At 28.9% G+C, this 26672-nt stretch carries 29 protein-coding genes, 3 rRNA genes, 4 pseudogenes and 1 other annotated feature; of the genes and pseudogenes, 18 read left to right on the top strand and 18 right to left on the bottom strand.

Annotation, left to right across the window (positions count from 1 at the left end):
* Nucleotides 1-95: 95 nt before the first annotated feature.
* The 3 genes from AACK93_RS07835 to AACK93_RS07825 all read left to right on the top strand — a co-directional run bounded on the left by AACK93_RS07835 (nt 96) and on the right by AACK93_RS07825 (nt 1542).
* Nucleotides 96-506 (top strand): hypothetical protein, encoded by a 411-nt coding sequence (locus AACK93_RS07835; RefSeq protein WP_339024474.1) that lies wholly within the window; start codon nt 96-98, stop codon nt 504-506.
* A gap of 405 nt (nt 507-911) precedes the next feature.
* Complete coding sequence (locus AACK93_RS07830) at nt 912-1181, top strand: hypothetical protein (protein WP_339024473.1); 270 nt, start codon at nt 912-914, stop codon at nt 1179-1181.
* A complete protein-coding gene (locus tag AACK93_RS07825) occupies nt 1108-1542 on the top strand; it encodes a DDE-type integrase/transposase/recombinase (RefSeq protein ID WP_339024472.1) in 435 nt (144 codons plus the stop codon). Before AACK93_RS07830 ends, AACK93_RS07825 begins: the two co-directional genes overlap by 74 nt.
* Nucleotides 1543-1649: 107 nt before the next feature.
* On the opposite strand, the pseudogene AACK93_RS07820 reads toward AACK93_RS07825, so the two are convergent.
* Nucleotides 1650-2877 (bottom strand): annotated as a pseudogene (locus AACK93_RS07820) (IS256 family transposase).
* A gap of 271 nt (nt 2878-3148) precedes the next feature.
* Between AACK93_RS07820 and AACK93_RS07815 the strand changes: the two are divergent.
* From AACK93_RS07815 to AACK93_RS07800, 4 genes are all read left to right on the top strand, one after another.
* Nucleotides 3149-4414 (top strand): Mbov_0401 family ICE element transposase-like protein, encoded by a 1266-nt coding sequence (locus AACK93_RS07815; RefSeq protein ID WP_339024471.1) that lies wholly within the window; start codon nt 3149-3151, stop codon nt 4412-4414.
* Nucleotides 4415-5348: 934 nt separating this feature from the next.
* Entirely contained in the window at nt 5349-5861 is a 513-nt protein-coding gene (locus AACK93_RS07810; protein ID WP_339024469.1) for a hypothetical protein, read from the top strand.
* Entirely contained in the window at nt 5785-6192 is a 408-nt protein-coding gene (locus AACK93_RS07805) for a hypothetical protein (protein ID WP_339024467.1), read from the top strand. The genes AACK93_RS07810 and AACK93_RS07805 overlap by 77 nt, the downstream gene beginning before the upstream one ends.
* A 122-nt stretch (nt 6193-6314) precedes the next feature.
* Nucleotides 6315-6767 (top strand): hypothetical protein, encoded by a 453-nt coding sequence (locus AACK93_RS07800; protein ID WP_339024466.1) that lies wholly within the window; start codon nt 6315-6317, stop codon nt 6765-6767.
* A gap of 240 nt (nt 6768-7007) precedes the next feature.
* Here the strand turns inward: AACK93_RS07800 and AACK93_RS07795 are convergent, their stop codons facing one another.
* The 11 genes from AACK93_RS07795 to AACK93_RS07745 form a co-directional block, all read right to left on the bottom strand.
* Nucleotides 7008-7250, bottom strand: coding sequence for a hypothetical protein (locus tag AACK93_RS07795; protein WP_339024465.1), 243 nt, complete (start codon nt 7248-7250; stop codon nt 7008-7010).
* Nucleotides 7251-7757: 507 nt separating this feature from the next.
* Nucleotides 7758-8135 carry a hypothetical protein gene (locus AACK93_RS07790; RefSeq protein ID WP_339024464.1) on the bottom strand — a complete coding sequence of 126 codons (378 nt, stop codon included), beginning with the start codon at nt 8133-8135 and terminating at the stop codon, nt 7758-7760.
* A gap of 4 nt (nt 8136-8139) precedes the next feature.
* The gene (locus AACK93_RS07785) at nt 8140-8394 is read right to left on the bottom strand and encodes a hypothetical protein (RefSeq protein WP_339024462.1); all 255 of its coding nucleotides are present in this window, start codon (nt 8392-8394) and stop codon (nt 8140-8142) included.
* Between the two features lie 2 nt (nt 8395-8396).
* Nucleotides 8397-8681, bottom strand: coding sequence for a hypothetical protein (locus tag AACK93_RS07780; protein ID WP_339024461.1), 285 nt, complete (start codon nt 8679-8681; stop codon nt 8397-8399).
* A 152-nt stretch (nt 8682-8833) separates the two neighbouring features.
* Nucleotides 8834-8998, bottom strand: coding sequence for a hypothetical protein (locus AACK93_RS07775; RefSeq protein ID WP_339024460.1), 165 nt, complete (start codon nt 8996-8998; stop codon nt 8834-8836).
* Between the two features lie 49 nt (nt 8999-9047).
* Nucleotides 9048-9701, bottom strand: a complete 654-nt coding sequence (locus tag AACK93_RS07770) for a hypothetical protein (RefSeq protein WP_339024459.1) — start codon at nt 9699-9701, stop codon at nt 9048-9050.
* Nucleotides 9702-9725: 24 nt separating this feature from the next.
* Complete coding sequence (locus AACK93_RS07765) at nt 9726-10040, bottom strand: hypothetical protein (RefSeq protein WP_339024458.1); 315 nt, start codon at nt 10038-10040, stop codon at nt 9726-9728.
* A 93-nt stretch (nt 10041-10133) separates the two neighbouring features.
* Nucleotides 10134-10364 (bottom strand): hypothetical protein, encoded by a 231-nt coding sequence (locus AACK93_RS07760; RefSeq protein WP_339024456.1) that lies wholly within the window; start codon nt 10362-10364, stop codon nt 10134-10136.
* A 3-nt stretch (nt 10365-10367) separates the two neighbouring features.
* Nucleotides 10368-10529: a hypothetical protein gene (locus AACK93_RS07755; RefSeq protein WP_339024447.1), complete on the bottom strand. Its 162-nt coding sequence runs from the start codon at nt 10527-10529 to the stop codon at nt 10368-10370.
* On the bottom strand, nt 10529-10750 hold the full coding sequence (locus AACK93_RS07750; protein WP_339024455.1) for a hypothetical protein: 222 nt from the start codon (nt 10748-10750) through the stop codon (nt 10529-10531). The genes AACK93_RS07755 and AACK93_RS07750 overlap by 1 nt, the downstream gene beginning before the upstream one ends.
* A gap of 2 nt (nt 10751-10752) precedes the next feature.
* Nucleotides 10753-11079 carry a hypothetical protein gene (locus AACK93_RS07745; RefSeq protein WP_339024454.1) on the bottom strand — a complete coding sequence of 109 codons (327 nt, stop codon included), beginning with the start codon at nt 11077-11079 and terminating at the stop codon, nt 10753-10755.
* A gap of 957 nt (nt 11080-12036) precedes the next feature.
* Nucleotides 12037-12109 (top strand) — a sequence feature (ribosomal protein L21 leader region).
* 15 nt (nt 12110-12124) lie between these two features.
* On the opposite strand from AACK93_RS07745, the pseudogene rplU reads away from it, so the two are divergent.
* The 3 genes and pseudogenes from rplU to rpmA form a co-directional block, all read left to right on the top strand.
* A pseudogene (gene rplU / locus AACK93_RS07740) lies at nt 12125-12418 on the top strand (50S ribosomal protein L21); the annotation flags it as partial.
* Between the two features lie 82 nt (nt 12419-12500).
* A complete protein-coding gene (locus tag AACK93_RS07735; RefSeq protein ID WP_339024453.1) occupies nt 12501-12806 on the top strand; it encodes a ribosomal-processing cysteine protease Prp in 306 nt (101 codons plus the stop codon).
* Nucleotides 12807-12817: 11 nt separating this feature from the next.
* Nucleotides 12818-13099 (top strand): 50S ribosomal protein L27, encoded by a 282-nt coding sequence (gene rpmA, locus AACK93_RS07730; protein WP_422398200.1) that lies wholly within the window; start codon nt 12818-12820, stop codon nt 13097-13099.
* Nucleotides 13100-13153: 54 nt separating this feature from the next.
* Here rpmA and AACK93_RS07725 read toward each other — a convergent pair.
* The 3 genes and pseudogenes from AACK93_RS07725 to AACK93_RS07720 all read right to left on the bottom strand — a co-directional run bounded on the left by AACK93_RS07725 (nt 13154) and on the right by AACK93_RS07720 (nt 15800).
* Nucleotides 13154-14269 (bottom strand): annotated as a pseudogene (locus AACK93_RS07725) (IS3 family transposase).
* Nucleotides 14270-14345: 76 nt separating this feature from the next.
* Nucleotides 14346-14567 (bottom strand): transposase family protein, encoded by a 222-nt coding sequence (locus AACK93_RS08240; RefSeq protein WP_422398199.1) that lies wholly within the window; start codon nt 14565-14567, stop codon nt 14346-14348.
* Between the two features lie 978 nt (nt 14568-15545).
* A complete protein-coding gene (locus AACK93_RS07720) occupies nt 15546-15800 on the bottom strand; it encodes a helix-turn-helix domain-containing protein (protein ID WP_339024449.1) in 255 nt (84 codons plus the stop codon).
* An 866-nt stretch (nt 15801-16666) separates the two neighbouring features.
* On the opposite strand from AACK93_RS07720, the gene AACK93_RS07715 reads away from it, so the two are divergent.
* The 7 genes from AACK93_RS07715 (at nt 16667) to AACK93_RS07685 (ending at nt 23176) form a co-directional block, all read left to right on the top strand.
* A 16S ribosomal RNA gene (locus AACK93_RS07715) occupies nt 16667-18211 on the top strand.
* 217 nt (nt 18212-18428) lie between these two features.
* A 23S ribosomal RNA gene (locus tag AACK93_RS07710) occupies nt 18429-21352 on the top strand.
* A 73-nt stretch (nt 21353-21425) separates the two neighbouring features.
* Nucleotides 21426-21532: ribosomal RNA gene (rrf, locus tag AACK93_RS07705) — 5S ribosomal RNA — on the top strand.
* Together the 16S, 23S and 5S rRNA genes form the textbook arrangement of a ribosomal RNA operon.
* A 642-nt stretch (nt 21533-22174) precedes the next feature.
* On the top strand, nt 22175-22501 hold the full coding sequence (locus AACK93_RS07700; protein WP_338967894.1) for a hypothetical protein: 327 nt from the start codon (nt 22175-22177) through the stop codon (nt 22499-22501).
* A 37-nt stretch (nt 22502-22538) separates the two neighbouring features.
* Complete coding sequence (locus AACK93_RS07695) at nt 22539-22727, top strand: hypothetical protein (RefSeq protein ID WP_339024448.1); 189 nt, start codon at nt 22539-22541, stop codon at nt 22725-22727.
* Entirely contained in the window at nt 22727-22888 is a 162-nt protein-coding gene (locus AACK93_RS07690) for a hypothetical protein (protein WP_339024447.1), read from the top strand. The genes AACK93_RS07695 and AACK93_RS07690 overlap by 1 nt, the downstream gene beginning before the upstream one ends.
* 3 nt (nt 22889-22891) lie before the next feature.
* Nucleotides 22892-23176, top strand: a complete 285-nt coding sequence (locus AACK93_RS07685) for a hypothetical protein (RefSeq protein ID WP_339024446.1) — start codon at nt 22892-22894, stop codon at nt 23174-23176.
* On the opposite strand, the pseudogene AACK93_RS07680 reads toward AACK93_RS07685, so the two are convergent.
* Nucleotides 23138-23329, bottom strand: a pseudogene (locus AACK93_RS07680) (IS3 family transposase); the annotation flags it as partial. The gene AACK93_RS07685 and the pseudogene AACK93_RS07680 sit on opposite strands and share 39 nt — an antisense overlap.
* Here AACK93_RS07680 and AACK93_RS07675 point away from each other — a divergent pair.
* Nucleotides 23305-23883: a hypothetical protein gene (locus tag AACK93_RS07675; protein ID WP_339024445.1), complete on the top strand. Its 579-nt coding sequence runs from the start codon at nt 23305-23307 to the stop codon at nt 23881-23883. The pseudogene AACK93_RS07680 and the gene AACK93_RS07675 sit on opposite strands and share 25 nt — an antisense overlap.
* Nucleotides 23884-24523: 640 nt before the next feature.
* Here AACK93_RS07675 and AACK93_RS07670 read toward each other — a convergent pair.
* Both AACK93_RS07670 and mnmE read right to left on the bottom strand, forming a co-directional pair.
* Entirely contained in the window at nt 24524-25291 is a 768-nt protein-coding gene (locus AACK93_RS07670) for a TatD family hydrolase (RefSeq protein ID WP_339024444.1), read from the bottom strand.
* Between the two features lie 12 nt (nt 25292-25303).
* Entirely contained in the window at nt 25304-26668 is a 1365-nt protein-coding gene (gene mnmE / locus AACK93_RS07665) for a tRNA uridine-5-carboxymethylaminomethyl(34) synthesis GTPase MnmE (RefSeq protein WP_339024443.1), read from the bottom strand.
* Nucleotides 26669-26672 lie beyond the last annotated feature (4 nt).

Genomic DNA, 26672 nt, shown 5'->3' with positions numbered 1-26672 from the left:
GAAAACTAAACGCGGCCTTAATTAAAAAGTTTTCTTAAATAGTTCTAAATATTATTATATAATATAATTTCTTTTTTGAAAGGAGGATTTTTCTTATGCGAAAATTTTTATTAGCTTTAAATTTAGTATGTGTAATGTTTATTTTCGGATGTAGAAGTAATAATATTGCAAATACTGATAATTTTAAAAAATATGAATTAGTCTTTACGGAAATTTTAAATGGTGAACTATGACTTAATTCACCAACAGAAGGTAGTTATAGACTTCATTTTCCAAATGATATTTTACCTAACGATTTGAAAAAGAAAAGCTTATTTTTAAAAGGCCAAGATAATATTGAAAGTGTTCTTAATTTTTACAGAAGCAACGGTATAAATAATAAGGGTATACTAATAACAATTCCAAAAATTATTAATGTAAAAATTAAATTTCAATTAATAAAATCTCAATTAGTACAAACTTGATATATAACTTCATTCTATGCCGAAATGCCTAATAAAAATTAGTAATTTAATAAATATTTTTGAAAATCGTATTTTTTGTAATACGATTTTCTTAATTTAAGGAGTTTAAAAATGAAATATATTATTTCCCAAGCTGATTTAGCAGATTTAAAAGCAAAAGTATAAAGCTGATTAAGTGATAATTGCCGCAATCCTTATTACTATAAAACTAAAAAACGCATTACTGCCTATTTAAATTTATGTACTTATTTCTATATTAAAAAAATTACTTTAACAAAACTTATTAAAAAATATTTTAAGAATGCAACGAAAACCTTTTATCGTTGGGCAGAAAAAATTATGACCGCTTATTATTCTGACAATTTAGATTTATTATTGTTTAAAACTACAAAACCACAAAATATTAATTATTAATATAGTTTAAATTCTCGCGAAAAAGTATGTGATTTGTATTTTGATTACAAAAATCTTCAAGCCGGCGGAACGCGTTCTTTATTTAACAATTTAAAAATCGGTTTTTACGATATTAAAAATTCAGAAGTCCCTAAAAACATCAAAACTTTTTATCGCTGAATTAAATCTGACTCTCGTTGAAAAGAATTAAAACAACAAATCAAACAAACTAAACGCCATTTTAAGCGTTATGAAGTATTCCGATATCGGTCTTTTACAAATGGATGCCAAAATCATTACTACATCAAGTTTTCCGGTTGATAAAAAATATTACATTTATGATTTCATTGACGAAATAACACGGATAGTGTTTGGCTATGTTTATGATAGTTTAGGAACCAATAACACCATTAATGCCGCGCAAAGAGCAATGAAAGATTTCGGCGAACTTGGTACAACCATTAAACGCCTTCGTACTGATAATGCTCCTGAATTTACTACTACTAACTGAAGTAATAAAAAATCGTACAAAGTAAAAGAAAGGTCTTTTACAACCTTTCTTTCGAAGAACGGAATTGTTCACGAAACCACACCAATCCGTTCTCCTCAGAGCAACGGGAAGATCGAACAATTCCACCGACATTATACCAAATTATTTTATTTTAAGTATAAAAAACTAAATTAAAATGAAATTCAACATGGTCGCGTTTAGTTTTCTTAGGTGTTGCTTTGAAGAATTAAAACAATTAGCTAATTATATGGGACTGTACAATTAACTGTGTCTCTAAGTAATTAACTTAAATTCACTCTGTCCTCAAATTTTATCATTAAATGTGAAATTGCACTACCCCAATTTTGAATTGGCATCGTTCATTTCTTAACCATATTTTGAAATGCTAAATAAAATATTTTAAAAACTGATAAATCATTAGGAAAAATCTTTTTATTCTTAATTACTTTTCTTAGTTGACTATTAACAGACTCTATTGCATTAGTTGTATAAATAATTCTTCTAAATTCTTGAGGATATTCAAGAAAAATTATTAAATTATTTCAGTTATTTTTTCATGATTTAGTAATTTGTGGATACTTTTTATTTCATTTTTCTGAAAAATGATCTAAAGCAACTAACGCTATTTCTTCATTAATTGCTGTATAAATTGATTTTAAATCATTAGCTACAAGTTTACGATCTTTGTCAGGAACAAATTTTAAACTATTACGAATTTGATGAACAATACATAATTGATGTTGTGTTTTTGGAAAAACAGCTTCTATTTCATCAGACATCCCAGTTAAATTATCACTACAAGCAACAAGAATATCTTGTAAGCCACAATTTTTCATTTCCGTAACGTAAGAAGGATTATTAAGTCAAAATTTGGCTCCCTCATTCTCGCTAATTCACATTCCTAAAATATCTTTTAAGCCAATTTATATTAATTCCTAAGGCAAGATAAACTTTTTTATTTATTATTCGTTTATCTTGTTTTACTTTAACAACAATACAATCAAAATAAACAATCAGATAAATCTTCTCTAAATGTTTAGTTTGTCACATTTTAACTTCTTCAATAATATCATCAGTTATTTGACTAATTAAACTTTCTGAAATTTCTGCTCCGTGATAGAATTCTTGCAATTGTGCTTTGATATCAGAAATTGTCATTCCTTTTGCATATAAGGAAATTACTTTTTGATCAAAATTATCAAATTTTCTTTGTCTTTTTGGAATAATTATTGGTTCAAAAGTACTATTTCGATCTCTTGGTACATCAATTACGATTGAACCATTTTTAGTAATAATGGTTTTTTGTGCGTTGCCATTTCTTTTATTATGATTCTCATTAGTTTCAGGATAATCTTTAATTTTCGTATTTAACATTCGTTCAGTTAATTTTTTGGTAAATTCCTGAAAAATAGTCTTGCCTTTAAATAAATCTTGTGGATTATCAATATTTTCTAAAAAATAATCAACAACTTTATTAATTGCATCAGGTTTTTTTACTTTTTTTGTTATTTTCTGTTCTTTTTCTTTTAAGTATAATTCAGAATGAATTATCGAGACACAGAATTTTGGGCAGCCCCACTAAGCAACTTTTTCATTTTTATTCTCCTTTCTATTTTGACAAAATAAAAACCAGTAATTTTTAATTAATTACTTACTGGTTTGGATATTTTTCTTATTTTTACAAGAAACTAAGCTATTTGTTTTAGTTGTTAAAAATTATTATAAATTGGACGAAAATTAAAAATTGGTTGAGGATCGCTTTCACCTGTTCTTGATATTGTTGCTTTTCATTAAAAATTATTTAAATCTTTACCTACCTCTACCTAATAAAACTTTATGCGTTCTTTCATCAAGAACAATTATTACAATTTTTGGTGATGTTATTTTTAAACAACGCCGATATAAATATTGAAATCAAAAATCAGGTAAATTTGAATATGTATGTTTACTAGATAAAGAAATTGGTTTATTGTCTAAACAACGCATTTATTTTGATGTCCAATTTAAAGTTTTAAGTCTTTTGGGTGATGGTAAGCGGTATCGCGATGTTTTAGATGCTCTAAATCATTGTTATATTTCGAAAGCTAGTATTTCGCGTATTTTAAATAAATATGATATTGCTGAATATTTTCAACTAGCAGAAAAAGAAACTAAAAATAGAATTGATGTCAAAAATAAGGATTTATATATTCAACTAGATGAGACATTTTTAGCGACATTAGATCATAAAGTTAAACAAGACCAAAGAATTCGTTTAGTTACTTTTCATACCGGACATAAAGAAAAAAAATACAAAAATGCTCGTAGAAAATTAGAAAACAAACGAGGTCATTTTCTAATGTTAAAAGTTGGTAAACGAATAAATACAATGGATTATCGTGATTTATTAATTAAAGAGTTACAAAAACATTATGTAAATATTAATTATGACAGGATAATTGTTTGTGGTGATGGTGATACTTGAATTAGAGAAATTGCCAATAGTTTTGGTAATGTTAGATATATTTTAGATGGTTATCATGCTATTAAAAAATTAAAACAAACGGCATTTAATATTATTTTTGAAAATCGTAAAGTAACACTAAATAGTTGAATTAAATTATATAAGGATGGAAATCATCAAGAATTAATCAAAAACATTCGTAATGTTGCTAAAAATGAATTAAATAAAGATATTAAAATAAATTTAAAAAAGGCGAGTAATTATTTCAGTAATAATAAGCAAGGTATTCATCATCAAAATTTAGAATGAAATATTGGTTGTAGCATTGAAAGTGATGTGTCACATTTAGTAAAACAACAATTAGGATGTAGGGCGAGAATATATAATCATAAGAATTTAAATAACTTATTACATTTAAGAATGGCAAATTTAAACAAATTAAATGTATTACATTACATTAATGAAAATATTAATTCAGAAATAGAAATCAAAAAAGAAATATATAAAAATTCATTATGAAATAAATATAATAATAAAAATGATGATAGTTGAATTAACTATAAAGGTAATGCTGTAACAAATAAATATAGTAGATTTAAGTAAGTAAAAATATTAGTTAAAATTTAATAAAATTAATAATTTTTCATTGTGTAAAAATTCAATAATATGATAAAATAGTAATGAATAAGAATGACAACAACAAGAAAGGCAGGGTTAGTTTAGTAATTAAATAATATAATTAGCTGATTGTTTTATTTCTTCAAAGCAATACCCAAGAAAACTAAACGTGACCTTGATGAAAAATGAACTACTTTATAACCTTGTTTTAAGCGATAATGATATTTATATAAGTATTCATCTAATTTTTCATATTAATTAGCTAGTTGTTCGCATTTGTTGGTGTACATATTTTTATGGGTTGTAAATAAACTGAATCAATACTTGTTTTCTAAGGTTTTTACATTATTATTAATTTCTAACATAAAAAATCACCTTTTTTGGTAGAGTAATTTTAACAAAGTTAAATTTCGTTAACTTATTTTTCTTTTTTAAAGATAAATGTTTTTCTAGAATTAGTATTCAATATTTTGAAAAAATAAAAGAAATTATTATTTAATAGTTTATAATTAATTTGTATTAATTAGACTGTACAAATTTGAGAAAGGATGTTGATTGTTCGGTGAATTTTATTAATTATTAAAAATTCACGAAAAGAATTTGATTAATATGAAAAAATTACTTAGTTTATTAAGCACAATAACAATGGCGGGAAGCGGAATATCGGGCATTGTTGCCAATAGTCCAGTCCTTATGAAAAACAAGAATTTGAGAATAATAAAAAAATAAGTAAATTTAAAAGAAATATTAATAATTTAAATTTAATAAATTCTTATTTTATTAATAAAGATAATTTTAATGTTAGACAAATTAATGAAATAACAAGATCAGTTAATCATATTGCTATTTTTTCAAATACTGTTGGTACACAACCACAGCTAATAGTCTTTATTTTGCAACAGATGATGGCCTTTATTTTATGGGAGTAGATTGAAGAGTTCAAAAAATAAATGGTATAAATGAAGCAGTTATTTTTGTTACAATTGCACCAATAAGCGGTAATGCATTTGCAATAACTAAAACAGGAAAATCTTATTTTATTAGTAATACACCTGGTAATTATGGTGCTAGAAAAATTATTGAAATATCAGGATTTATTAATTCTATATCTGTTTATCAAAATGATATTTCTGATAGTGTAAAAGCTAATAGTCTTTGTTTTGCAACAGATGATAGCCTTTATTTTATGCATGATGATAATTCATGAAAACCACATAAAATAAATGGTATAAATGAAGCAGTTAGTTCTATTATAATTAAACAAAAAAGTGGTAATGCATTTGCAATAACTAAAACTAAAATGCTTTTAAATATTATTATTCAAATAAATAATTTAAGATTTAATAACATTATTAATGAATGATGAAATTATTTTAAATGAATTAAATTATTTAAATCCTGATTTAGATATATCACAATTAGAAATTATTAATAAAACGGATACATCAGCTACAATTAAAGCAAAAGACAATGGTAAATATTTTGGTGAAGTTACTGTTAATTATAAAATTAAAAATGAAGATGAAATTAATGCTATTAATTTAAATGAATTAATTAAAAGAGCAGTATTTTTTAAATTTCGAGATGAAAATCCTAATTTAAAGTTTAAAGAAATAAAAAATATTGATACTAATAATTTAACTTTTTCAAATGTTGAAGTTACAAGAAAAGAAAATTCATTTTTATGATCTAATGTTCCTAAAAATGTATGTCCTGATAGAGAAATCAGCAATAAAACCCAAAATATAAGATCATTTAATTAATGTACCTGCTTGTGAATATAATTCGAAATCAAAATTAGTATTTCAAATTACAACAGGATTAACTAAAACAAACAAAACAAGAAAATAAATTAAATGGTTGAAACATAAATTCTGATGATGAAATGAAATTAACAGATTTTACAAATATAAATAATAAAAATTCTGAAATCATTAATGTATTATCAAATGAATTTGATTTATCAAACACAAATAAACAAGAACAAGAAATGATTTTAAGTATTTTTAAGGAACCTGCTGATAAATTTGAACTTAATTCCGATGAAAAATTAAAAATTACTTATCCAGTAAGAATAATTCCATCTAATGTTATATTAAATTTAAAACAAAAAATTACAGGAAATATTACTGCCAAAATAATTGATGATAACAATAAAGAACAAATAGTTACATTGCCAATTACAGAAGTAATGCAAATTTTACAAAAATATAGTTTATTACCCAATGAAATTACTATAGATAAAAACAATGATAAAATAACATTTAACGGTGAAGCGTTTTTTTCATCAGAAAGAGAAGGGTCGGTAAGAACAAATACAGTTACTACTATAGTATAAGGTTTTATAAAAACGATATTAGCTATTTAGAACAATAACTTTAATTAAAACAAGCACAACAAGTTTAAATTTATTATGATAAAATAGGAACAATATTCAAACCAGTAATTAATTAAAATTACTGGTTTTTATTTTGTCAAAATAGAAAAAATGAAAAAGTTGTTTAAGAGTATTGTCATTATAGACAACCGCCTTTCTTAATAATGATTTTAACAGTTTTTAAATTTAGTTATTAAAGATTTAACCTTTAATTTTTGTTATTAGTTGTGTCCAAGTAGGATTTTTCAATATTGTTACTTTTAGATTAACGATTTCCTTTTTTTGAATATTACCGTTTTCAATTTCTTCATACTTGATATTAAAATTGAGTTTTGTAAGTTCATCAAGAATATTTTCGTTTTTTGCGTGGTAATTATCTATTATGCTATGTATTGTCTTTTCGTTAATTGGCGATATTGTATTAATTTTTATTCAGTTTGGCATATTTACTGGTCATTGTTGTGTATGTATATATAAATCCCATTTTATATCAGTAGTAGGTTTTTTTTCATCTATTTTTTACTAAGTAAACAAATCCTTTTTTTAAGTTTAATTCATAAGTTTCATTACTTTGTCTTTTAGTTCTAATTAGTTGTATTGTTGTTTTTATCATTATTAATGTTTGGGGGAATAGTAAAAATGTTATTGAAACTAATAGTTAGCACGGTAAATATTTTCATAAACATTTTTATTGCTCCTTTTTAAAATATTTTATTTTTTATTGTTCTTTTTTCTTTAATTTTTTTAATAAGTCACTCAATACCACAATTTATAATTACAGCTATTGTAATGCATATATCTAAATACCCTAGTATCATAAGTGAAATTAATGCTTCAAATTTTTCATATAATAATTTCAAATCATTAATTTCCAATTTTAAAAATGGAATGAAAAAGATAGTAATCATAAAAATGTAAGGTAAAATTCTCCATCAATATCTTTTTAAAGAATTAATGAGTTTGTTTGATTTCATTTTTCAAGGCTCTTTTTGCTTTAATTTTTTGAATAATCAAGCGGATTAATTTTTCAAATTTAATTGCAAAATATATTACTCCACCTCATCAAAAAACAAATATTCCTGCGAGCATAATACCGCTATTGAACTTGCCAAAGAATTTAACCATCTCTTCATTCATAAAATCATTAAATTCGTTACTTGTTCCAGTTATTCATTTAGTATCGATTACTGTTAATGCACAAAGTAATAAGCTTGTAAAGATGAAAATGATACTTAATACTACTTTTAACCACTGCTTTTTAAAAGAATTTTTAATTTTTAATTTGTCATTCTCTATTTCTAATTCTTGTTTTTTAGTTCATTTTTCCATTTTTTTACCTACCTTTAATTACAATAAATAAGGCAATAAATACACAAGTAACACCAAGAATGATATAAACCCCGATTGGATGTTGCGAAAATGTCCGGGCCATTGGTTTAAATAGCTCTAAAATTGTTAAATTGCTAGTAATAAACTTTTGGAAATTGGCAAGCCCTTCGCTAACATAGTTTGTTAAAGTTTCAAAATGACTACCAGCTAATAACCCAAGAACGGTTATTAAGATAAAAATAATAATTAGTTTAAACATTGTTAGTTACCTTGTTTTGTTTTTATTGGTTTTATTTGTTTTTTAGCTTTTCCTCATGCACTTAAACGCCCCTTATTTTTAACCGCGTATTGGCGTTGTTTTTTCAAATTAACTTGTTGACTACCAAATCCAAGAATAATTGCCATAAGAAATTCTATAGCCGGCGTTAAGAATAAAGGAAATATTAGTTGAATATTCGTTCCCGGCACTTCTAAACTCCAAATTAAGTCAAAAACTTTATAAAGCATTTGGACGGGAAGGTCGGCCATTTTTGCGAGATTTGCCATTTTTTATTATTCCTTTTCTTTCATTTTTCTTAAAAATTTGCTAAATTTATCCATTTTTAAGTATTCTAAGTCTTCTAAATCAATTGCCGTGTCATTATAGTATTTATCTTCATAGTCATAGTCAGGATTTACTTTTGCATTTAAGTAATCTCTTAAAAACGCCAGGTAAAAAGAATTGTAAGTGAAGTGTTAAGTATTGGTAGCGGAATTTTTAGTTTAAAAAAATAAATATCAAGTTCAGGAATATCGCGATATTTAATGCGACGACCTTTTTTGCTATTTTTAGCATCAATTAAGGTGTTTCGGTCAGCGTTCATATTCTTCAATGCTCGTAAAGGTACCAGGTACCGGTACCATAGATGACCTTTAAGTAGGGGCGAAAAATATTAACGGGTTTTTTGCGAATGCCCACAATCACATTATTGGCAATATCACGAACTTTAACTCAAATATGTTTATCTCTTTGACCACTACACTGGCGAGAACAATATGACCGAAATGGCGTGCCAGAGCAAAATATTCTTGGATACCGGTTTCTTTGTTTTTGGTATTATTTTTTTCTCAATTTGTTCCTTCTAAAAATAAGTTCGTTTCATCTCATAACAGTAAGGTTTTGTCTGGTAATACCGGATAATCAAAGTCTAACAATCCCATATGTCCTAAAATTAATTTTTGGGTTTCTAGTAATGGAAAGGTTGAGGCGATATGATATTTCTTCTTTTTTAGTAATTTTGATGCGTATACTAGAAAAGCAGTTTTTCCAGTTCCTAATGAACCAATCACAATATTTAACGGTGAATTTTTTAAGAAATTAATAACTTTGTTAATTTGTGTTAAATTACTGATTTTGAAAAGGAAAATTAAAATACAACCTGCTAAAAATAAATAGCTCACAATGTTTTTAAAATAACCGTTGTAAATATATCAAATTGCTCTTCAATGTCACAAAATTAAAAATGAGGTGCGATTTAATTCAATAAAATGGTTATTTTTTTCTATTATTCATTTGCAAAATTTCATCTTGCACCTCACTTTATTTTTTTATTAGCGGACCGCTCCAAGTAATTTTTCAAACATTTTAAAGCAAATAAAGAATATTGCCAAAATAAATGGAAAAATGAATATTCAGTAGTCAGCAAAGAAGTTACCGACTTGTGGCATATTAACAGCAATAATTTCTCACATTTTAGTAAACGCTGTTATAATTGCGTTTCACAATTTAGTCATCGCGTCACTAGCTGTTGTCTTTGTTACTGCTGGTGCATCAACTAAGAAAGTTCCAAACATATAATCACCCCCTTTCTTTTTAAAACATTCATCATTTATATTCAAAGTTTTTCTTAAATTTGTTAAAACCACGATTAACCTTAACACGATTGTATTTTTTCCTAATTAATTTTGAATTTCTTTGGGAATGCATCACAATGTAACTTCTTGACATTAATTTTGCCTCTATCTAAATACTGATATGGTTTTTCAAAGTAACATTAGAATAAATCACACCATAATCGCTGTTAGGAGTCAAAAAGCAATGTTTGCTATTAAAAGTCAAAGTGGCGCTTCGGTTAATTTAATTTCTTTACTACCAGTAATGTGGGCCGGAATAGTTGTAATTTGAATAAATAAATCTCAGAAAGTTTGTTTAATTTGTTCTCAATTAAATTCTTTTAAGTTTATTGTCATTTTTTATCTCCCGAAAATCATTTTTATTGGTAAATACATAATTGAAATTAATGCGAAAAGAAAAGTAATAATAATAATTAATCCGGCAATAAACGCAACCTGTGCAGGCATTTTTTCTATCGGAATAAACAGTTTTAAGAATTCCATAATAATTTCTCAAAACATTATTTTTTATTCTCATTATTTTCTTTTGAATTAGGAGCTTTAACTCATTCTTCAAAGCGGACAATAAACACTTTTTCATCTTTTGTAAAATTACCAGTATTATTTTTAATGGCATTTTTATATTTAATTCTAATTTTTATTTTGGCATAAATTTTATAAGCAAAATATGCTAATAGCATTATGCAAATGATAATAAATATTATTCCAATCGCAATATTCATTTTTAAACTCCTTTAAAATAGTTATAATTTATATCTTTTTTGTTGTTTTCTTTTTCGGCAATGAAAAAACCTAATAATTCTTGTCCCTTAATTAATTTGGTTTCTTTTTCTTTTTGATTAATCGAAATTACTTGATATTTACTATCTTTTATTATTCCAATGCAAATTGAATTTTCGTATTTTCCTTTATAAACAAATCGCTTTGGAAACCAAATACCGATTTGTTCATTAAATCACGGAATTTTTGGTGCTTTAATAAACATTGCGTTTTGCGCTTCTTTTAAGAGATATTTTTTAGTATTTAAGAAAATGTTTTCAATGTTTTTCATAATAAATTACCTTTCTTATGAATAAACTAAGTTATATTAACTAAGTTAGTTAGCTTAGTTTTTTAAACACTTATATATCGCAGATTTAAGTGTTTAACAAGCTTTGTTATTAAATTTTGTTTTTTTAATTAGATAAAGATTTTAATAATTTTAAACTTAGCATACCCTTATATAGAAATTTCTACACTTTAATGCCCACATCCTGCCCTTGGAACTAATTTAATAGCGTGTATATTTTTAGGAAATCCACCCATTCATTTTTTTATTGCAAAACGAAACAAATTGCTATAGCTAATAGGATGTTATCTATTAACTGGTAAACTTCTTTTGGTTATAGCAACCACCCACAATTTATCGTGCTTTAATACATACCAACATTATTAACTCGCTTGTATTTAATTTTCAGAGAACAAATTTTTAACACCTTATAAAATAAAAAGACAATCATTGCCGACTGTCTTAATACTTATTCAAATCTTTTCCCGCCTAACAAAACTTTATGCGTCTGTACTACATTATATTAATGAAAATATTAATTCAGAAATAGAAATCAGAAAAGAAATATATAAAAATTCATTATGAAATAAATATAATAATAAAAATGATGATAGTTGAATTAATTATAAAGGTAATGCTGTAACAAACAAATATAATAGATTTAAGTAAGTAAAAATATAAATTAATATATATTAGTGAAAATTTAATAATATTAATAATTTTTATTGTGTAAAAATTCAATAATATGATAGAATGGTAATGAATAAAAATGACAATAACAAGAGGGGCGGGGTTAGTTTAGTAGTTAAATAATATAATTAGCTGATTGTTTTATTTCTTCAAAGCAATACCTGAGAAAACTAAACGCGACCTCATTTCATATTTTGCTACCGAAAATATTTATTTTAGGTTATAATTATTAACGTTGTAAGTATTGCAATATTAGTTTGTGATGACTTTAAACGGTTTCAACTACACGAAATAGGTTATAAGTAGTTTAATCTCACCTAAATTGGCGAGTCTAAGATGGAGGAGGGTATATGTATATATGGTTGCTATTATTTTAACCGGCGGCAAGCAACTAAGTGTTGAAAAGGAACAAGTAATTTGAATTGAAAAAATCGTTGGTAATGCCGGCGGTGTTGTTGAGTTTGATAAGGTTTTAATGATTGATGGTAACGTTGGCCAAAGGTTCGTGCCAAACGCTAAGGTTGTTGGTCAAATAATTAAACAAGGTAAAGAAAAAAAGGTTGTGGTTTTTACCTATAAAGCAAAGAAAAATAGTAAAACTAAGTATGGTCATCGTCAACCATATACACAAGTGAAAATTATTGATATTTTATTAGATGAAGCAAAAAAGGTTTCTAAAGTTGTTGAAACTAAGTCAAGGGCGGTGCCGACAGCAGAAATTAGTGATAGTAATAATGGTTTGAGTTCAGATTCAAAGACAGCAAAATAATTATTATCAAGTAATTGTTAGTGGTCATTCTGGTTTTAAAGTAAAGGGTAAAGATATTGTTTGTAGCGCGATTAGTGCTGTTGTTTTCGGAACTTTAAATGCATTAGATCGGCAATGTCAGAATAGTATTAGTATTTTGGTTAAGGATGATATTATTATTAAGGTTTTAGAAGTGCAAGTTATTAATCAAATTGTGCTGAATACAATGATTTATCAGTTACAAACTATTGCTGAGCAATATCCACAAAATATAGAAATTAAGGAGATATAATAATTATTATGATGAGATTTAAGTTAGATATTCAGTTCTTTGCCTCTAAAAAGGGTGTTGGTTCTAGTCGTAATGGTCGTGAATCACATTCTAAACGATTAGGTGCTAAGTTAAGTGATGGACAATTAGCTAAGACGGGAGCAATTATTTATCGTCAACGGGGAACTAAGATTCATCCCGGAAATAGTGTTGGCCGCGGTGGAGATGATACTTTGTTTTCTTTAATTAAGGGTGTTGTTAAATATGAACACTATGGTAAAAAGAGGGCGAAAGTTTCAGTTTATAAAAAATAGTCTTTTTCTTTGTTAAATTAAATATTGGTATGGCAACCCTTTTTAGGACACTTTTTATGTAGACTGGCATTTTCTAAATTCAACGGGTGTTAAATAATTTAAGTTGCCGTGAATTTGAATATTGTTGTATCAATTAACAAAATCAAATAGTTCGCATTTTAATTGTTTTAAATTTTCAAATTTTTTACCCTTAATAAATTCTGTTTTAAAGGTTTTGTAAGTTGTTTTGGCTACAGCATTATCATAAGGACAACCTTTATTGTTTAATGATCTTTTAATATTAAAGGTTATTAAAATTTCATCAATGATTTTATTTTTGAATTCATTACCGCGATCGGCATGAAATAAAATAATTTGCTTTAATGGTCGTGTTATTCTTATGAAAAGTTTGTTGAACTAGTTCAGCGGTTTTGTTTGGCCCAGCATTATATTCAATCCAATTACTTCGCGATTAAACAAGTCAATTAATAAGCAAATATAATGTCATTTTCCTCCAACTTGCACATGTGTTAAATCACTAACAACAGCTTTATTTGGTTTTTATTGTTAAATTCACGGTTTAAAACATTACTGATTTGGGCATTATTAGCTGTTGTTTTGTGATTACGATATTTTAATTTGGTGTATTTAGAAACCAAATTATTTTTGATCATAATGCATCTGATTTTTTGCCGCGATAAGATGATGTCTTTTCTTATTAAAACGGCTTTAATTTTACGAGCCCCATAAATTTTGTGACTTTTTATTAAACGCGCTGATAACTTTTTTGTTCATAATTATTAACTTGCTTGTTAGTGCATTTATTAGTTTGATAAAAATGCGTTGATTTTGATAAATCCAAAATCTTACATATTTTCCTCAATGAATATTTGTTTTTGTTGTTATTAATTATTGTTATTTTTTGGCCATTATCAGTGCCGCTTGCTTTAAAATATCGTTTTCCATTCGTAATTGTTTTAATTCTTTTCGTAAGTAAATTAATTCATTTTCTTCATTACTTTGATTATCTTTTGCTTTAAAAGAACCAGAATTATCGAATGATTTTATTCAATTATAAATAACAGATTTTGAAATACCATATTCATTAATAATTTCAATAATGCTTTTCCCGTTTTGATAAAGCATGACAATTTGTTTTTTAAATTCATCTGTATATGAACCTTTGCCCATTTTTATATTCCTACTTTCTTATATAATTTTATCTTATTTTAAAAGTCCGCATAAATATGGTCCAACTTATTGTAGCCTATCCAAATAATGTATTTTTATGAACATTTTGTAAACCTTGATATCCTGAATCGGCAACTAATTCTATTTTTGAATTTATAAGTGTATTTGATTTTAAAGATAACTTATAATCATGAATACTGCAATAATAAAAATCTACTGAAATAATTTTATTGCTAAATAAATCAATAATTATTTGCGATTTTAATGAATGTTGCCTTTTCTTGCCAGAAAATAACAATTTTAGTTTTTTTAATTCTTTCAACTGAAATTTCTGTAGTATCAATTGCTAATAAATTATTATTAGTACCCTTATTTTCCAACAATATCTTTTTGCCAGGTATAATGAAAGTGACTATTTTTTATTAAAGTATTTTCAACTCAAAAGATATTACGAATACAACTAACATGACTAATATTATATTTTTTTGCAATAACACGATATGTACTATATTCTTTTTAGTATTCTAAAGTCATAAGTAATCTTTGCTCTATTGATAATTTATTTGGTCTACCACCAATTTTTTTGTTTAGCTTCAACTTCTTTTAAAATTTCTACCATTTTCATGAAGGTTTTATATTTTATGCCTATTAGACTATAAAATTCATTTTCTTCTTTGTATTTATCTAACATTTATCCTTCATCTAGGAAATAATATTATCAAAATAGTAGATAAAATTAAAGGTTATTTACCAAGTCTATTAGCTAATTTTTCGCATTTGTTAGTGTACATATTTTTATGAGTTGCGAATAATCTGAATCAATACTTGTTTTCTAAGGTTTTTACATTAGACTTGGTACATAACTATGGACGCATAAAGTTTTGTTAGGTAGAGGTAGGTAAAGATTTAAATAATTTTTAATGAAAAGTAACAATATCAAGAACAGGTGAAAGCGATCCTCAACCAATTTTTAATTTTCGTCCAATTTATAATAATTTTTAACAACTAAAACAAATAACTTAGTTTCTTGTAAAAATAAGAAAAATATCCAAACCAGTAAGTAATTAATTAAAAATTACTGGTTTTTATTTTGTCAAAATAGAAAGGAGAATAAAAATGAAAAAGTTGCTTAGTGGGCCTGTCCAAAATTCTGTGTCTCGATAATTCATTCTGAATTATCGAGACACAGAATTTTGGACAGGCCCGGTTTATATATATAATCAAAATCAACTTATTATTATCAAACTAATAAATGCACTAACAAGCAAGTTAATAATTATGAACAAGAAGTTATCAGTGCCGCTTGCTTTAAAATATCGTTTTCCATTCGTAATTGTTTTAATTCTTTTCGTAAGTAAATTAATTCATTTTCTTCATTACTTTGATTATCTTTTGCTTTAAAAGAACCAGAATTATCGAATGATTTTATTCAATTATAAATAGCAGATTTTGAAATACCATATTCATTAATAATTTCAATAATGCTTTTTTCGTTTTGATAAAGCATGACAATTTGTTTTTTTAAATTCATCTGTATATGAATTTTTGTCCATTTTTTATATTCCTACTTTCTTAATAATTTTATCTTATTTTGAAAGTCCACATAAATATATGGCCCAACTTATTGTACCTAGGTTGCGTTTAGTTTTCTTAGGTATTTTTAAAAAAAGAAAAAATAATCATTTACTATAAATTATTTCAATATGCAAATTAAGTATATATTTCTTATGTATGATTTTTGTTGTAAAAACTTATTTTAATGTTGTTTTTATAAGCGTTTTCTTTGGTTTTTATAACCTTTTATTGAGATTTTGTTTGTTAATGTTAAATATTTTGTTTTATTACTTATTTTTTAAATAAAATGATAATTAAATTGTGATTGTTTTTTTCAAAATTATTTAAATCTTTACCTACCTAACAAAACTTTATGTGTCCGTAACCTATCCAATGTATAAAAATTAAAGAAAAATGTCATAAGTTTATATAAAATTCCTTTTAAAATTATCATGTTGATAATTTTTTTTATTTCATCAAGATTTTTCTAAAAAATTAAAATTATTTTTTAAAAATATTTAATTTATATCGTTAAATAATTAAAATTTGTGATAATACATACTCATGATTTTAAAACACCCCGAGGATATATATTGAGTTTAATTGATTAAATATTGGTTTAAAAGATAATTAAAATTATTTTTAAAAAAATTTAAATTTATGTTGACATTTATTTCCAAATTCAGTATTATTCTAAATGTACTAGTAATTAAGTCATTAAACCTCTTGCTATTACAAAATGATCTTTGAAAACTAAACAGAACAATCTGTCAATCTGATGAGTTATGAAACAAACAATAAAAATTGAAAACATTAATATAAAATGTTTTTTTATTTTTACTTTTTAATGAGAGTTTGATCCTGGCTCAGGATTAACGCTGGCGGCATGCCTAATACATGCAAGTCAAACGAGAGTGGGGGTTTTTTACACACACACCCTACTCTAGTGGCGAACGGGTGAGTAACACGTATCTAATTTGCCTTTTTGAGGGGAATAACCGCTGGAAACGGCAGCTAATACCGCATAGGTTATCGTTAGGCATCTAATGATAATTAAAGGTGCGTTTGCGCCACAAAAAGATAAGGATGCGCTGCATTAGTTAGTTGGTAAGGTAATGGCTTACCAAGACGATGATGCATAGCCGACCTGAGAGGGTGAACGGCCACACTGGGACTGAGACACGGCCCAGACTCCTACGGGAGGCAGCAGTAGGGAATTTTTCACAATGGGCGAAAGCCTGATGGAGCAATGCCGCGTGACTGATGAAGGCCTTCGGGTTGTAAAGGTCTGTTGTAAGGAAAGAATAGTAAGAATAGGAAATGATTCTTATTTGACGGTACCTTACCAGAAAGCCACGGCAAACTATGTGCCAGCAGCCGCGGTAATACATAGGTGGCAAGCGTTATCCGGATTTATTGGGCGTAAAGGGTGCGTAGGCGGTAATATAAGTCTAAGGTTAAAGATCGAAGCTCAACTTTGATTCGCCTTGGAAACTTTATAACTAGAGTACAGGAGAGGTTAGTGGAATTCCATGTGTAGCGGTGAAATGCGTAGATATATGGAGGAACACCAGTGGCGAAGGCGACTAACTGGCCCGTAACTGACGCTGAGGCACGAAAGCAGGAGTATCAAATAGGATTAGATACCCTAGTAGTTCCTGCCGTAAACGGTGAGTACTAAGTATCGGCTTTAATGTCGGTGCTGCAGCTAACGCATTAAGTACTCCGCCTGAGTAGTATGCTCGCAAGAGTGAAACTCAAAGGAATTGACGGGGACCCGCACAAGCGGTGGATCATGTGGTTTAATTCGAAGCAACGCGAAGAACCTTACCCAGACTTGACATCCAGTGCAATGCTATAGAAATATAGTGGAGGTTAACACTGAGACAGGTGGTGCATGGTTGTCGTCAGCTCGTGTCGTGAGATGTTGGGTTAAGTCCCGCAACGAGCGCAACCCTTATCATTAGTTGCTAACATTTAGTTGAGGACTCTAATGAGACTGCTGGCGCAAGCTAGAGGAAGGCGGGGATGACGTCAAATCATCATGCCCCTTATGTCTGGGGCTACACACGTGATACAATGGTCGGTACAAAGAGTTGCAAACTCGCAAGGGCAAGCTAATCTCAAAAAGCCGATCTCAGTTCGGATTGAAGTCTGCAACTCGACTTCATGAAGTTGAAATCGCTAGTAATCGCGGATCATCATGCCGCGGTGAATACGTTCTCGGGTCTTGTACACACCGCCCGTCACACCACGAGAGTTGGTAATGCCAGAAGTTCGTATCTTAACAGTTTACTACTGGGAGAGCGACCCAAGGTAGGATTGGCGATTGGGGTGAAGTCGTAACAAGGTATCCGTACCGGAAGGTGCGGATGGATCACCTCCTTTCTATGGAGTTTATATTTATAAACTAATTACATTAGATTTTTAAAAAATAACTTTGGTTGAGGATGTTCTGTTTAGTTTTGAGAGATTATGATTATTTATCTCTCAAACGCAATATGAGAAATTAAACTGTAATTTCTATGAGCATTGTTCTTTGAAAACTGGATATAAACATTTATTTTTATAATTGCAATAGGTTTTTCTTTTGACAAAGAAAAATTAGTAAGTTAATAAGAGCATATAGTGGATGCCTTGGGATTAGGAGCCGATGAAAGACGTGACTTACCTGCGATAAGCCTTGGGGAGCCGGAAGTAAGCTTTGAGCCAGGGATTTCTGAATGGGGCAACCTACTATTTTTAATCGAATAGTGTCATGTGATGAATACATAGTCATATTGATGGGATACCTAGGGAAATGAAACATCTTAGTACCTAGAGGAAAAGAAAGCGAATGCGATTCCCTTAGTAGCGGCGAGCGAACAGGGAACAGGACAAACCACTCTTCGGAGTGGGGTTTGGACCATCTATATAGAGTTTTAGAAAATTTTTTGATAGTAGAAATCGCTGGGATGCGGTGTCATAGAGAGTGAAAGCCTCGTATACGAAATTGAAAAGTCTCTTGATGGGATCCAGAGTACGGCGAGACACGAGAAATCTTGTCGGAAGACGCGCAGACCACTGCGCAATCCTAAATACTACCTAATCACCGATAGTGAATCAGTACCGTGAGGGAAAGGTGAAAAGTACCCCGAGAGGGGAGTGAAATAGTATCTGAAACTATATGCTTACAAGAAGTCGGAGCTCGTTAATGAGTGACGGCGTGCCTTTTGTAGAATGAGCCGGCGAGTTACGATTATATGCAAGGTTAAGTGGAAAACATGGAGCCGTAGTGAAAGCGAGCCTTAATAGGGCGTTTAGTATGTAGTCGTAGACCCGAAACCAGGCGATCTAGCCATGAGCAGGTTGAAGTTAAGGTAATACTTAATGGAGGACCGAACCAACGTTCGTGAAAAGACCGTGGATGACTTATGGCTAGTGGTGAAATTCCAATCGAGCCTGGAGATAGCTGGTTCTCCCCGAAATAGTTTTAGGACTAGCGTCAAAATTAGCGCAACGGAGGTAAAGCACTGAATATATGATGGCCCCACCTCGGGGTACTGAATACAATCAAACTCTGAATGCCGTTGTTGTATGTTTGGCAGTCAGTCTGTGGGTGATAAGGTCCATGGACGAGAGGGAAACAGCCCAGATCATCAGTTAAGGTCCCGAAATCAATGCTAAGTGTAAAAAAGGATGTGGAATGACTTAAACAGCTTGTAGGTTGGCTTAGAAGCAGCCATCCTTTAAAGAGTGCGTAACAGCTCACAAGTCGAGTTATTCTGCGCCGAAGATGTACCGGGGCTAAGCATTGTACCGAAACTATGGATTTTAAATTATTTTAAAGTGGTAGGGGAGCGTTCTAAACGGAATGAAGGTAGATCGCAAGGACTATTGGACTGTTTAGAAGTGAGAATGCCGGCATGAGTAACGATTGAAAGTGAGAATCTTTCATGCCGTTTGACTAAGGTTTCCTGGGCAAGGTTCGTCCACCCAGGGTTAGTCGGGGCCTAAGGCGAGGCCGAAAGGCGTAGTCGATGGACAACAGGTTGACATTCCTGTACCACCATGGTATGGAACGGAGTGACGGAGAAGGCTAAGATATCCCGGTTAATGGATTCCGGGCTAAGCGCAAAGAGGGTCATTTAGTAAATTTTATGGCATAACCTTGAATCGTTATGGGGAGTGAAAGCTTCGGCAAGTAGCGAAGAGTCTGACGCCACGCTTCCAAGAAAAACTTCTACTATTAACTATCATGGTGCCCGTACCGAGAACGAACACACGTGGTCAAGGAGAAAATCCTAAGGCAAGCGAGATAACTATAGCTAAGGAACTCTGCAAAATCATCCCGTAAGTTAGCAAGAAGGGATGCTCACATAAGTAATTATGTGAGCCGCAGTGAAGAGGCCGGGGCGACTGTTTAGCAAAAACACAGCTCTCTGCTAAGTCGTAAGACGATGTATAGGGGGTGATGCCTGCCCAGTGCTGGAAGGTTAAGAGGATGGGTTAATAATTTTATTATAAAGCTCAGAATTGAAGCCCCAGTGAACGGCGGCCGTAACTATAACGGTCCTAAGGTAGCGAAATTCCTTGTCAGGTAAGTTCTGACCCGCACGAAAGGCGTAACGATCCCGGCGCTGTCTCGGCTATAGACTCGGTGAAATTTTAGTACCTGTGAAGATGCAGGTTACCCGCAACTAGACGGAAAGACCCCGTAGAGCTTTACTATAACTTGATATTGATTTTTGACCTGATATGTACAGGATAGGTGGGAGACATTGAAGTAGATACGCTAGTATCTATGGAGTTAACCTTGGGATACCACCCTTATTATTTTGAAAATCTAACCTTATTCAGTTATCCTGAATAGGAACAGTGTCAGGTGGGTAGTTTGACTGGGGCGGTCGCCTCCTAAAGAGTAACGGAGGCGCCCAAAGGTACCTTCAGTATGTATGGAAATCATACGCAGAGCGCAAAAGTAGAAGGGTGCTTGACTGTGAGACTTACAAGTCGAACAGGAACGAAAGTTGGGTTTAGTGATCCGGCGGTCCTGAGTGGAAAGGCCGTCGCTCAACGGATAAAAGTTACCTCGGGGATAACAGGCTTATCTCCCCCAAGAGTTCACATCGACGGGGAGGTTTGGCACCTCGATGTCGGCTCATCACATCCTGGAGCTGAAGTTGGTTCCAAGGGTCGGGCTGTTCGCCCAATAAAGTGGTACGTGAGCTGGGTTTAGAACGTCGTGAGACAGTTTGGTCCCTATCTGTTGTGGGCGCAGGAAGTTTGAGGAGATCTGTTCTTAGTACGAGAGGACCGGAATGGACCTACCTCTGGTGCTCCAGTTGTCATGCCAATGGCACAGCTGGGTAGCTATGTAGGGAATTGATAAGTGCTGAAAGCATCTAAGCACGAAGCAAACTTCAAGATGAGACTTCCCATCCAGAAACGGAATAAGACCCCTTAAAGATTATGAGGTTGATAGGTTGGGTGTGTAAGTATGGTGACATATTTAGCTGACCAATACTAATAGGTCGAGGGCTTACTTTATTTTAAAAGTAATTTCTATTGTTGAAAGTCTAAAATAATGTTTATGTCTAGTTTTGAGAGAGCAATCTCTCTATCTGGTGCCTATAGCGGCGTGGCCACACCTGTCCCCATTCCGAACACAGAAGTTAAGCACGCCAGCGCTGACGATACCTTCACGGGAAAAATAAGACGGTGCCAGATTTTTTAATTTATTAATTCACTTTTTTTTATTAAAAATATTATTCAATAGTTAATAATAATAGTTAATAATAATTGTATTTTATTTTTAATAAAAAAAATGTTAATAAAGTGTTGAGATTAATGAGCCGGAAAGGGGCGCATAAAGTTTTGTTAGGCGGGAAAAGATTTGAATAAGTATTAAGACAGTCGGCAATGATTGTCTTTTTATTTTATAAGGTGTTAAAAATTTGTTCTCTGAAAATTAAATACAAGCGAGTTAATAATGTTGGTATGTATTAAAGCACGATAAGTTGTGGGTAGTTGCCATAACCAAAAGAAGTTTACCAGTTAATAGATAACATCCTATTAGCTATAGCAATTTGTTTTATTTTGCAATAAAAAAATGAATGGGTGAATTTCCTAAAAATATACACGCTATTAAATTAGTTCCAAGGGCAGGATGCGGACATTAAAGTGTAGAAATTTCTATATAGGGAGATACTAAGTTTAAAATTATTAAAATCTTTATCTAATTAAAAAAACAAAATTTACTAACAAAGCTTGTTAAACACTTAAATCTGCGATATATAAGTGTTTAAAAAACTAAGTTAACTAAAACTTAGTTAATATAACTTAGTTTATTCATAAGAAAGGTAATTTATTATGAAAAACATTGAAAACATTTTCTTAAATACTAAGAAATATCTTTTAAAAGAAACACAAAACGCAATGCTTATTAAAGCACCAAAAATTCCGTGATTTAATGAACAAATCGGTATTTGGTTTCCAAAGCGATTTGTTTATAAAGGAAAATACGAAAATTCAATTTGCATTGGAATAATAAAAGATAGTAAATATCAAGTAATTTCGATTAATCAAAAAGAAAAAGAAACCAAATTAATTAAGGGACAAGAATTATTAGGTTTTTTCATTGCCGAAAAAGAAAACAACAAAAAAGATATAAATTATAATTATTTTAAAGGAGTTTAAAAATGAATATTGCGATTGGAATAATATTTATTATCATTTGCATAATGCTCTATTGGCATATTTTGTTTATAAAATTTATGCCAAAATAAAAATGCGAATTAAATATAAAAATGCCATTAAAAATAATACTGGTAATTTCACAAAAGATGAAAAAGTGTTTATTGCTCGCTTTGAGGAATGAGTTAAAGCTCCTAATTCAAAAGAAAATAACGCGAGTAAAAAATAATGTTTTGAGAAATTATTATGGAGTTCTTAAAACTGTTTATTCCAATAGAAAAAATGCCTGCACAGGTTGCGTTTATTGCCGGATTAATTATTATTATTACTTTTCTTTTCGCATTAATTTCAATTATGTATTTACCGATAAAAATGATTTTTGGGAGATAAAAAATGACAGCAAATTTAAAAGAATTTAATTGAGAACAAATTAAACAAACTTTCTGAGATTTATTTATTCAAATTACAACTATTCCGGCTCACATTACTGGTGGTAAAGAAATTAAATTAACCGAAGCACCACTTTGACTTTTAATAGCAAACATTGCTTTTTGATTTTTAACAGCTATTATGGTGTGATTTATTTTAATGCTACTTTGAAAAACCATATTGGAACAGCAACCCTTTTTAGGACAATTTTTATGTAAACTGCCATTTTCTAAATTCAACGGGTGTTAAATAATTTAAACTACCGTGAATTCGAATATTGTTGTATCAATTAACAAAATCAAATAGTTTGCATTTTAATTGTGTTAAGTTTGTAAATTTTTTATCCTTAATAAATTCCGTTTTAAAGGTTTTGTAAGTTGTTTCGGCCACAGCATTATCATAAAACTAAAAAACGAGTTACTAGTTATTTAAATTTATGTAATCAATTTTATTTAGAACCAATAACTTTAAATAAATTAGTAAAAAAGCATTTTCATGGTGCATGAAATACATTTTATCAATGAGCTAGTAAAATTCTTACTGCTTATGCTTATCAAAATGATGATTTTAATAGTTTAATTTTCAAATATAAAAAACCTAACAAAATTAGTCATCAATATGATTTAAATTCTCGCGAAAAAATATGTGATTTATATTTTGATTATAAAAATATTCAAGCTGGCGGAATGCGGTCTTTATTTAACAATTTAAAAATGGGTTTTTACGATGTTAAAAATTTAGAAATTCCGAAAAATATTAAAACTTTTTATCGCTGAATTAAATCTGACTCTCGTTGAAAAGAATTAAAACAACAAATCAAACAAACAAAACGTCATTTTAAGCGTTATGAAGTATCCGCGATATTGGTCTTTTACAAATGGATGCTAAAATTATTACCACATCAAATTTTCCAGTTGATAAAAAATATTACATTTATGATTTCATTGACGAAATAACATGTATAGTATTTGGCTATGTTTATGATAGTTTAGGAACCAATAATGCGATTAACGTTTTGCAAAGAGCAATAAAAGATTTTAGTGAATTTGGTATAACCCCATTAAACTCCTTCGCACTGATAATGCTCTTGAATTCACTACTATTAATTGAAGTAATAAAAAAGCATACAAAGTAAAAGAAAGACTTTGGTCGCGTTTAATCTTCTTGGGTATTTTTTAAAAAAAGAAAAAATAACTATTTACTATAAATTATTTCAATATGCAAATTAAGTATATATTTCTTATGTATGATTTTTGTTGTAAAAACTTATTTTAATGTTTTTTTATAAGTATTTTGTTTAGTTTTTATAACCTTTTATTGAGATTTTGTTTGTTAATATTAAATATTTTGTTTTGTTACTTATTTTTTAAATAAAATGATAATTAAATTGTAATTGTTTTTCTTTCAAAACTATTTAAATCTTTACCTAGCTCATACTTAACAAAACTTTATGCGTCCTCCTTTATTAGCAGTTATTAATGGTACTAAAAAGTTTGAAACTGATATTTTTGAACAAATTCAAAATTCTTACTAATATTTTTATAAAAAAATAAAATTACAAATAAAAAATGCTCTTATAAAATTTAAGAGCATTTTTTATTTAATTCCTAAAATTCGTTTCGCATTATTTGTTGTTGTGGTAATAACATCATTTAAGGATAGTTTTTTTAAACTTGCTAATTTTTTGGCAGTAAAAATAATATTTTTCGGATAATTTTTTGTTCCTCGATAAGGAACAGGTGTTAAATACGGAGCATCAGTTTCTAAAACAATTTTATTTAAGGGAATATCTTTAGCAACTTGTTGCAAATCTTTAGCATTTTCAAAAGTAAGAATTCCTGAAAAAGAAATATAATATCCTAATTCAATAAATTTATTAGCAGTTTTTGTATTTTCTGAAAAACAATGCATAATCCCAACAACATCATATTGTTTTAAAATTTCATAAGCATCATCAAAAGCATCACGAACATGAACTAAAATTGGTAATTGATATTTTTTAGCTAATTTAATTTGTTTAATAAATCATTCTTTTTGTAAATTACTACTATCTTGATTGCGATAGTAATCTAATCCAATTTCACCAATAGCACAAACCCCCCCTGTTTTAATTAGTTCTTCTAATTCATAAAGATCATGTTCTTGATGATTACTAACATCATTAGGATGAATTCCAACAGCCGCAAATACATCTGGTGAAGAAAATGCTTGGTCAACTGCTAATTTACTAGTTTTTAAATCATAACCAACATTACAAATTAAATTAACACCAATTAATTTTGCTTCTTCTAAAATATTATTTATGTCTTCATCTTTATATGAATCTGATACTAAATGACAATGCGTATCAAATAAACCATTCACTAATTAAACTCCTTATTTACCTAGACAAAAACGACTAAACATTTCATCTAAGAGAGTATCTTTAATTATTTTACCATTAATTTCTTGTAAATAATCTCATGCTTCTTGAAAATGAAGGATTACTAAATCTAACGGAATATTATTGCTTAAAGCTTGAATTGCTTCATCAATTGTCATTGTAATTTTATCTAATAACATTTGGTGATGCGTTGATGTCAAAATTAAATTATCATGATAATCAATTTTTTCTTGTAAAAACATATATTTAATTTTATCTATTAAAGGGTTAAAATCATTGTTTAAAGCACTTATTGGGACTGAACTTAATGTCAAAAGAGAAAGAGATAGTTTTTGTTGTAAATCAACTTTATTAATGACAATAATACAATTTTTATCTTCAACTAATTCTAATAATATCATATCATTATCATCTAAAACATTGCTACCATCAAGCACTAATAAAATTAACTGAGCTTTTTCTAAATACTGTTTTGATTTTTGAATTCCTAATTGTTCAATAATATCATTGGTATTTCTAATTCCTGCGGTATCAATTAAGTTTAAAGAAATATTATCAATATTTATTTTTCCAGTAACAATATCTCTGGTCGTTCCTGCAATTGTTGAAGTAATCGCTCGATTTTCTTTTAATAAAGCATTCAATAAGGTTGATTTTCCTACATTAGGTTTGCCAATAATTACGGTATCAATACCATCATTAATGACCTGAGCAATTTTACTTTGTTTAGTAATGGTTAACAAATCATTATAAAGTTTATTTGTACGAGTTAAAACTAATTTTTGGGTTAAGTTTTCAACGCCATCATACTCAGGATAATCAATATTAACAGTAATATTAGCTATTAATTCTAATAATCTTGTTTCAATTTCTTTTAATAATTTGCTATTATTACCATTTAAACTGTTCATTGCTAATGCTAATGCTGCATCATTAGAAGCATTAACTAAATCATTAACCGCTTGCGCTTGTAATAAATCAATTTTTCCATTTAAAAATGCTCTTCTTGTAAATTCTCCCGAAGTTGCTAACCGAATATTGTCATCTTTCATAATTGTTAATAGTAAATGAATGATCTTATTAACGATTAACATACTACCATGACAATTAATTTCAATAGTATCTTCACCAGTAAATGAATTAGTATTATAATAGCAAACTAAAACTACTTCATCAATAATTGCCTTTGTGTTTGGGTTAATAATTCTCCCGAAATATTTTTCTTTTGAAGAATTTAAAATACTTCTACTAAATACTTTATTAACAAGTGAAAATGTTTCTGGACCACTAATTCTAATAATAGCAATGGCTTGTTTAAGTGGGGCACTTGCTAAAGCAATAATCGTATCATTAATCATAAAT

The organism is Spiroplasma endosymbiont of Agriotes lineatus, assembly GCF_964019485.1.
Taxonomy (GTDB): domain Bacteria; phylum Bacillota_I; class Bacilli_A; order Mycoplasmatales; family Nriv7; genus Nriv7.
Note: the sequence above shows the minus strand (reverse complement) of the source record. Positions and strands in the feature narration are given on the sequence as shown.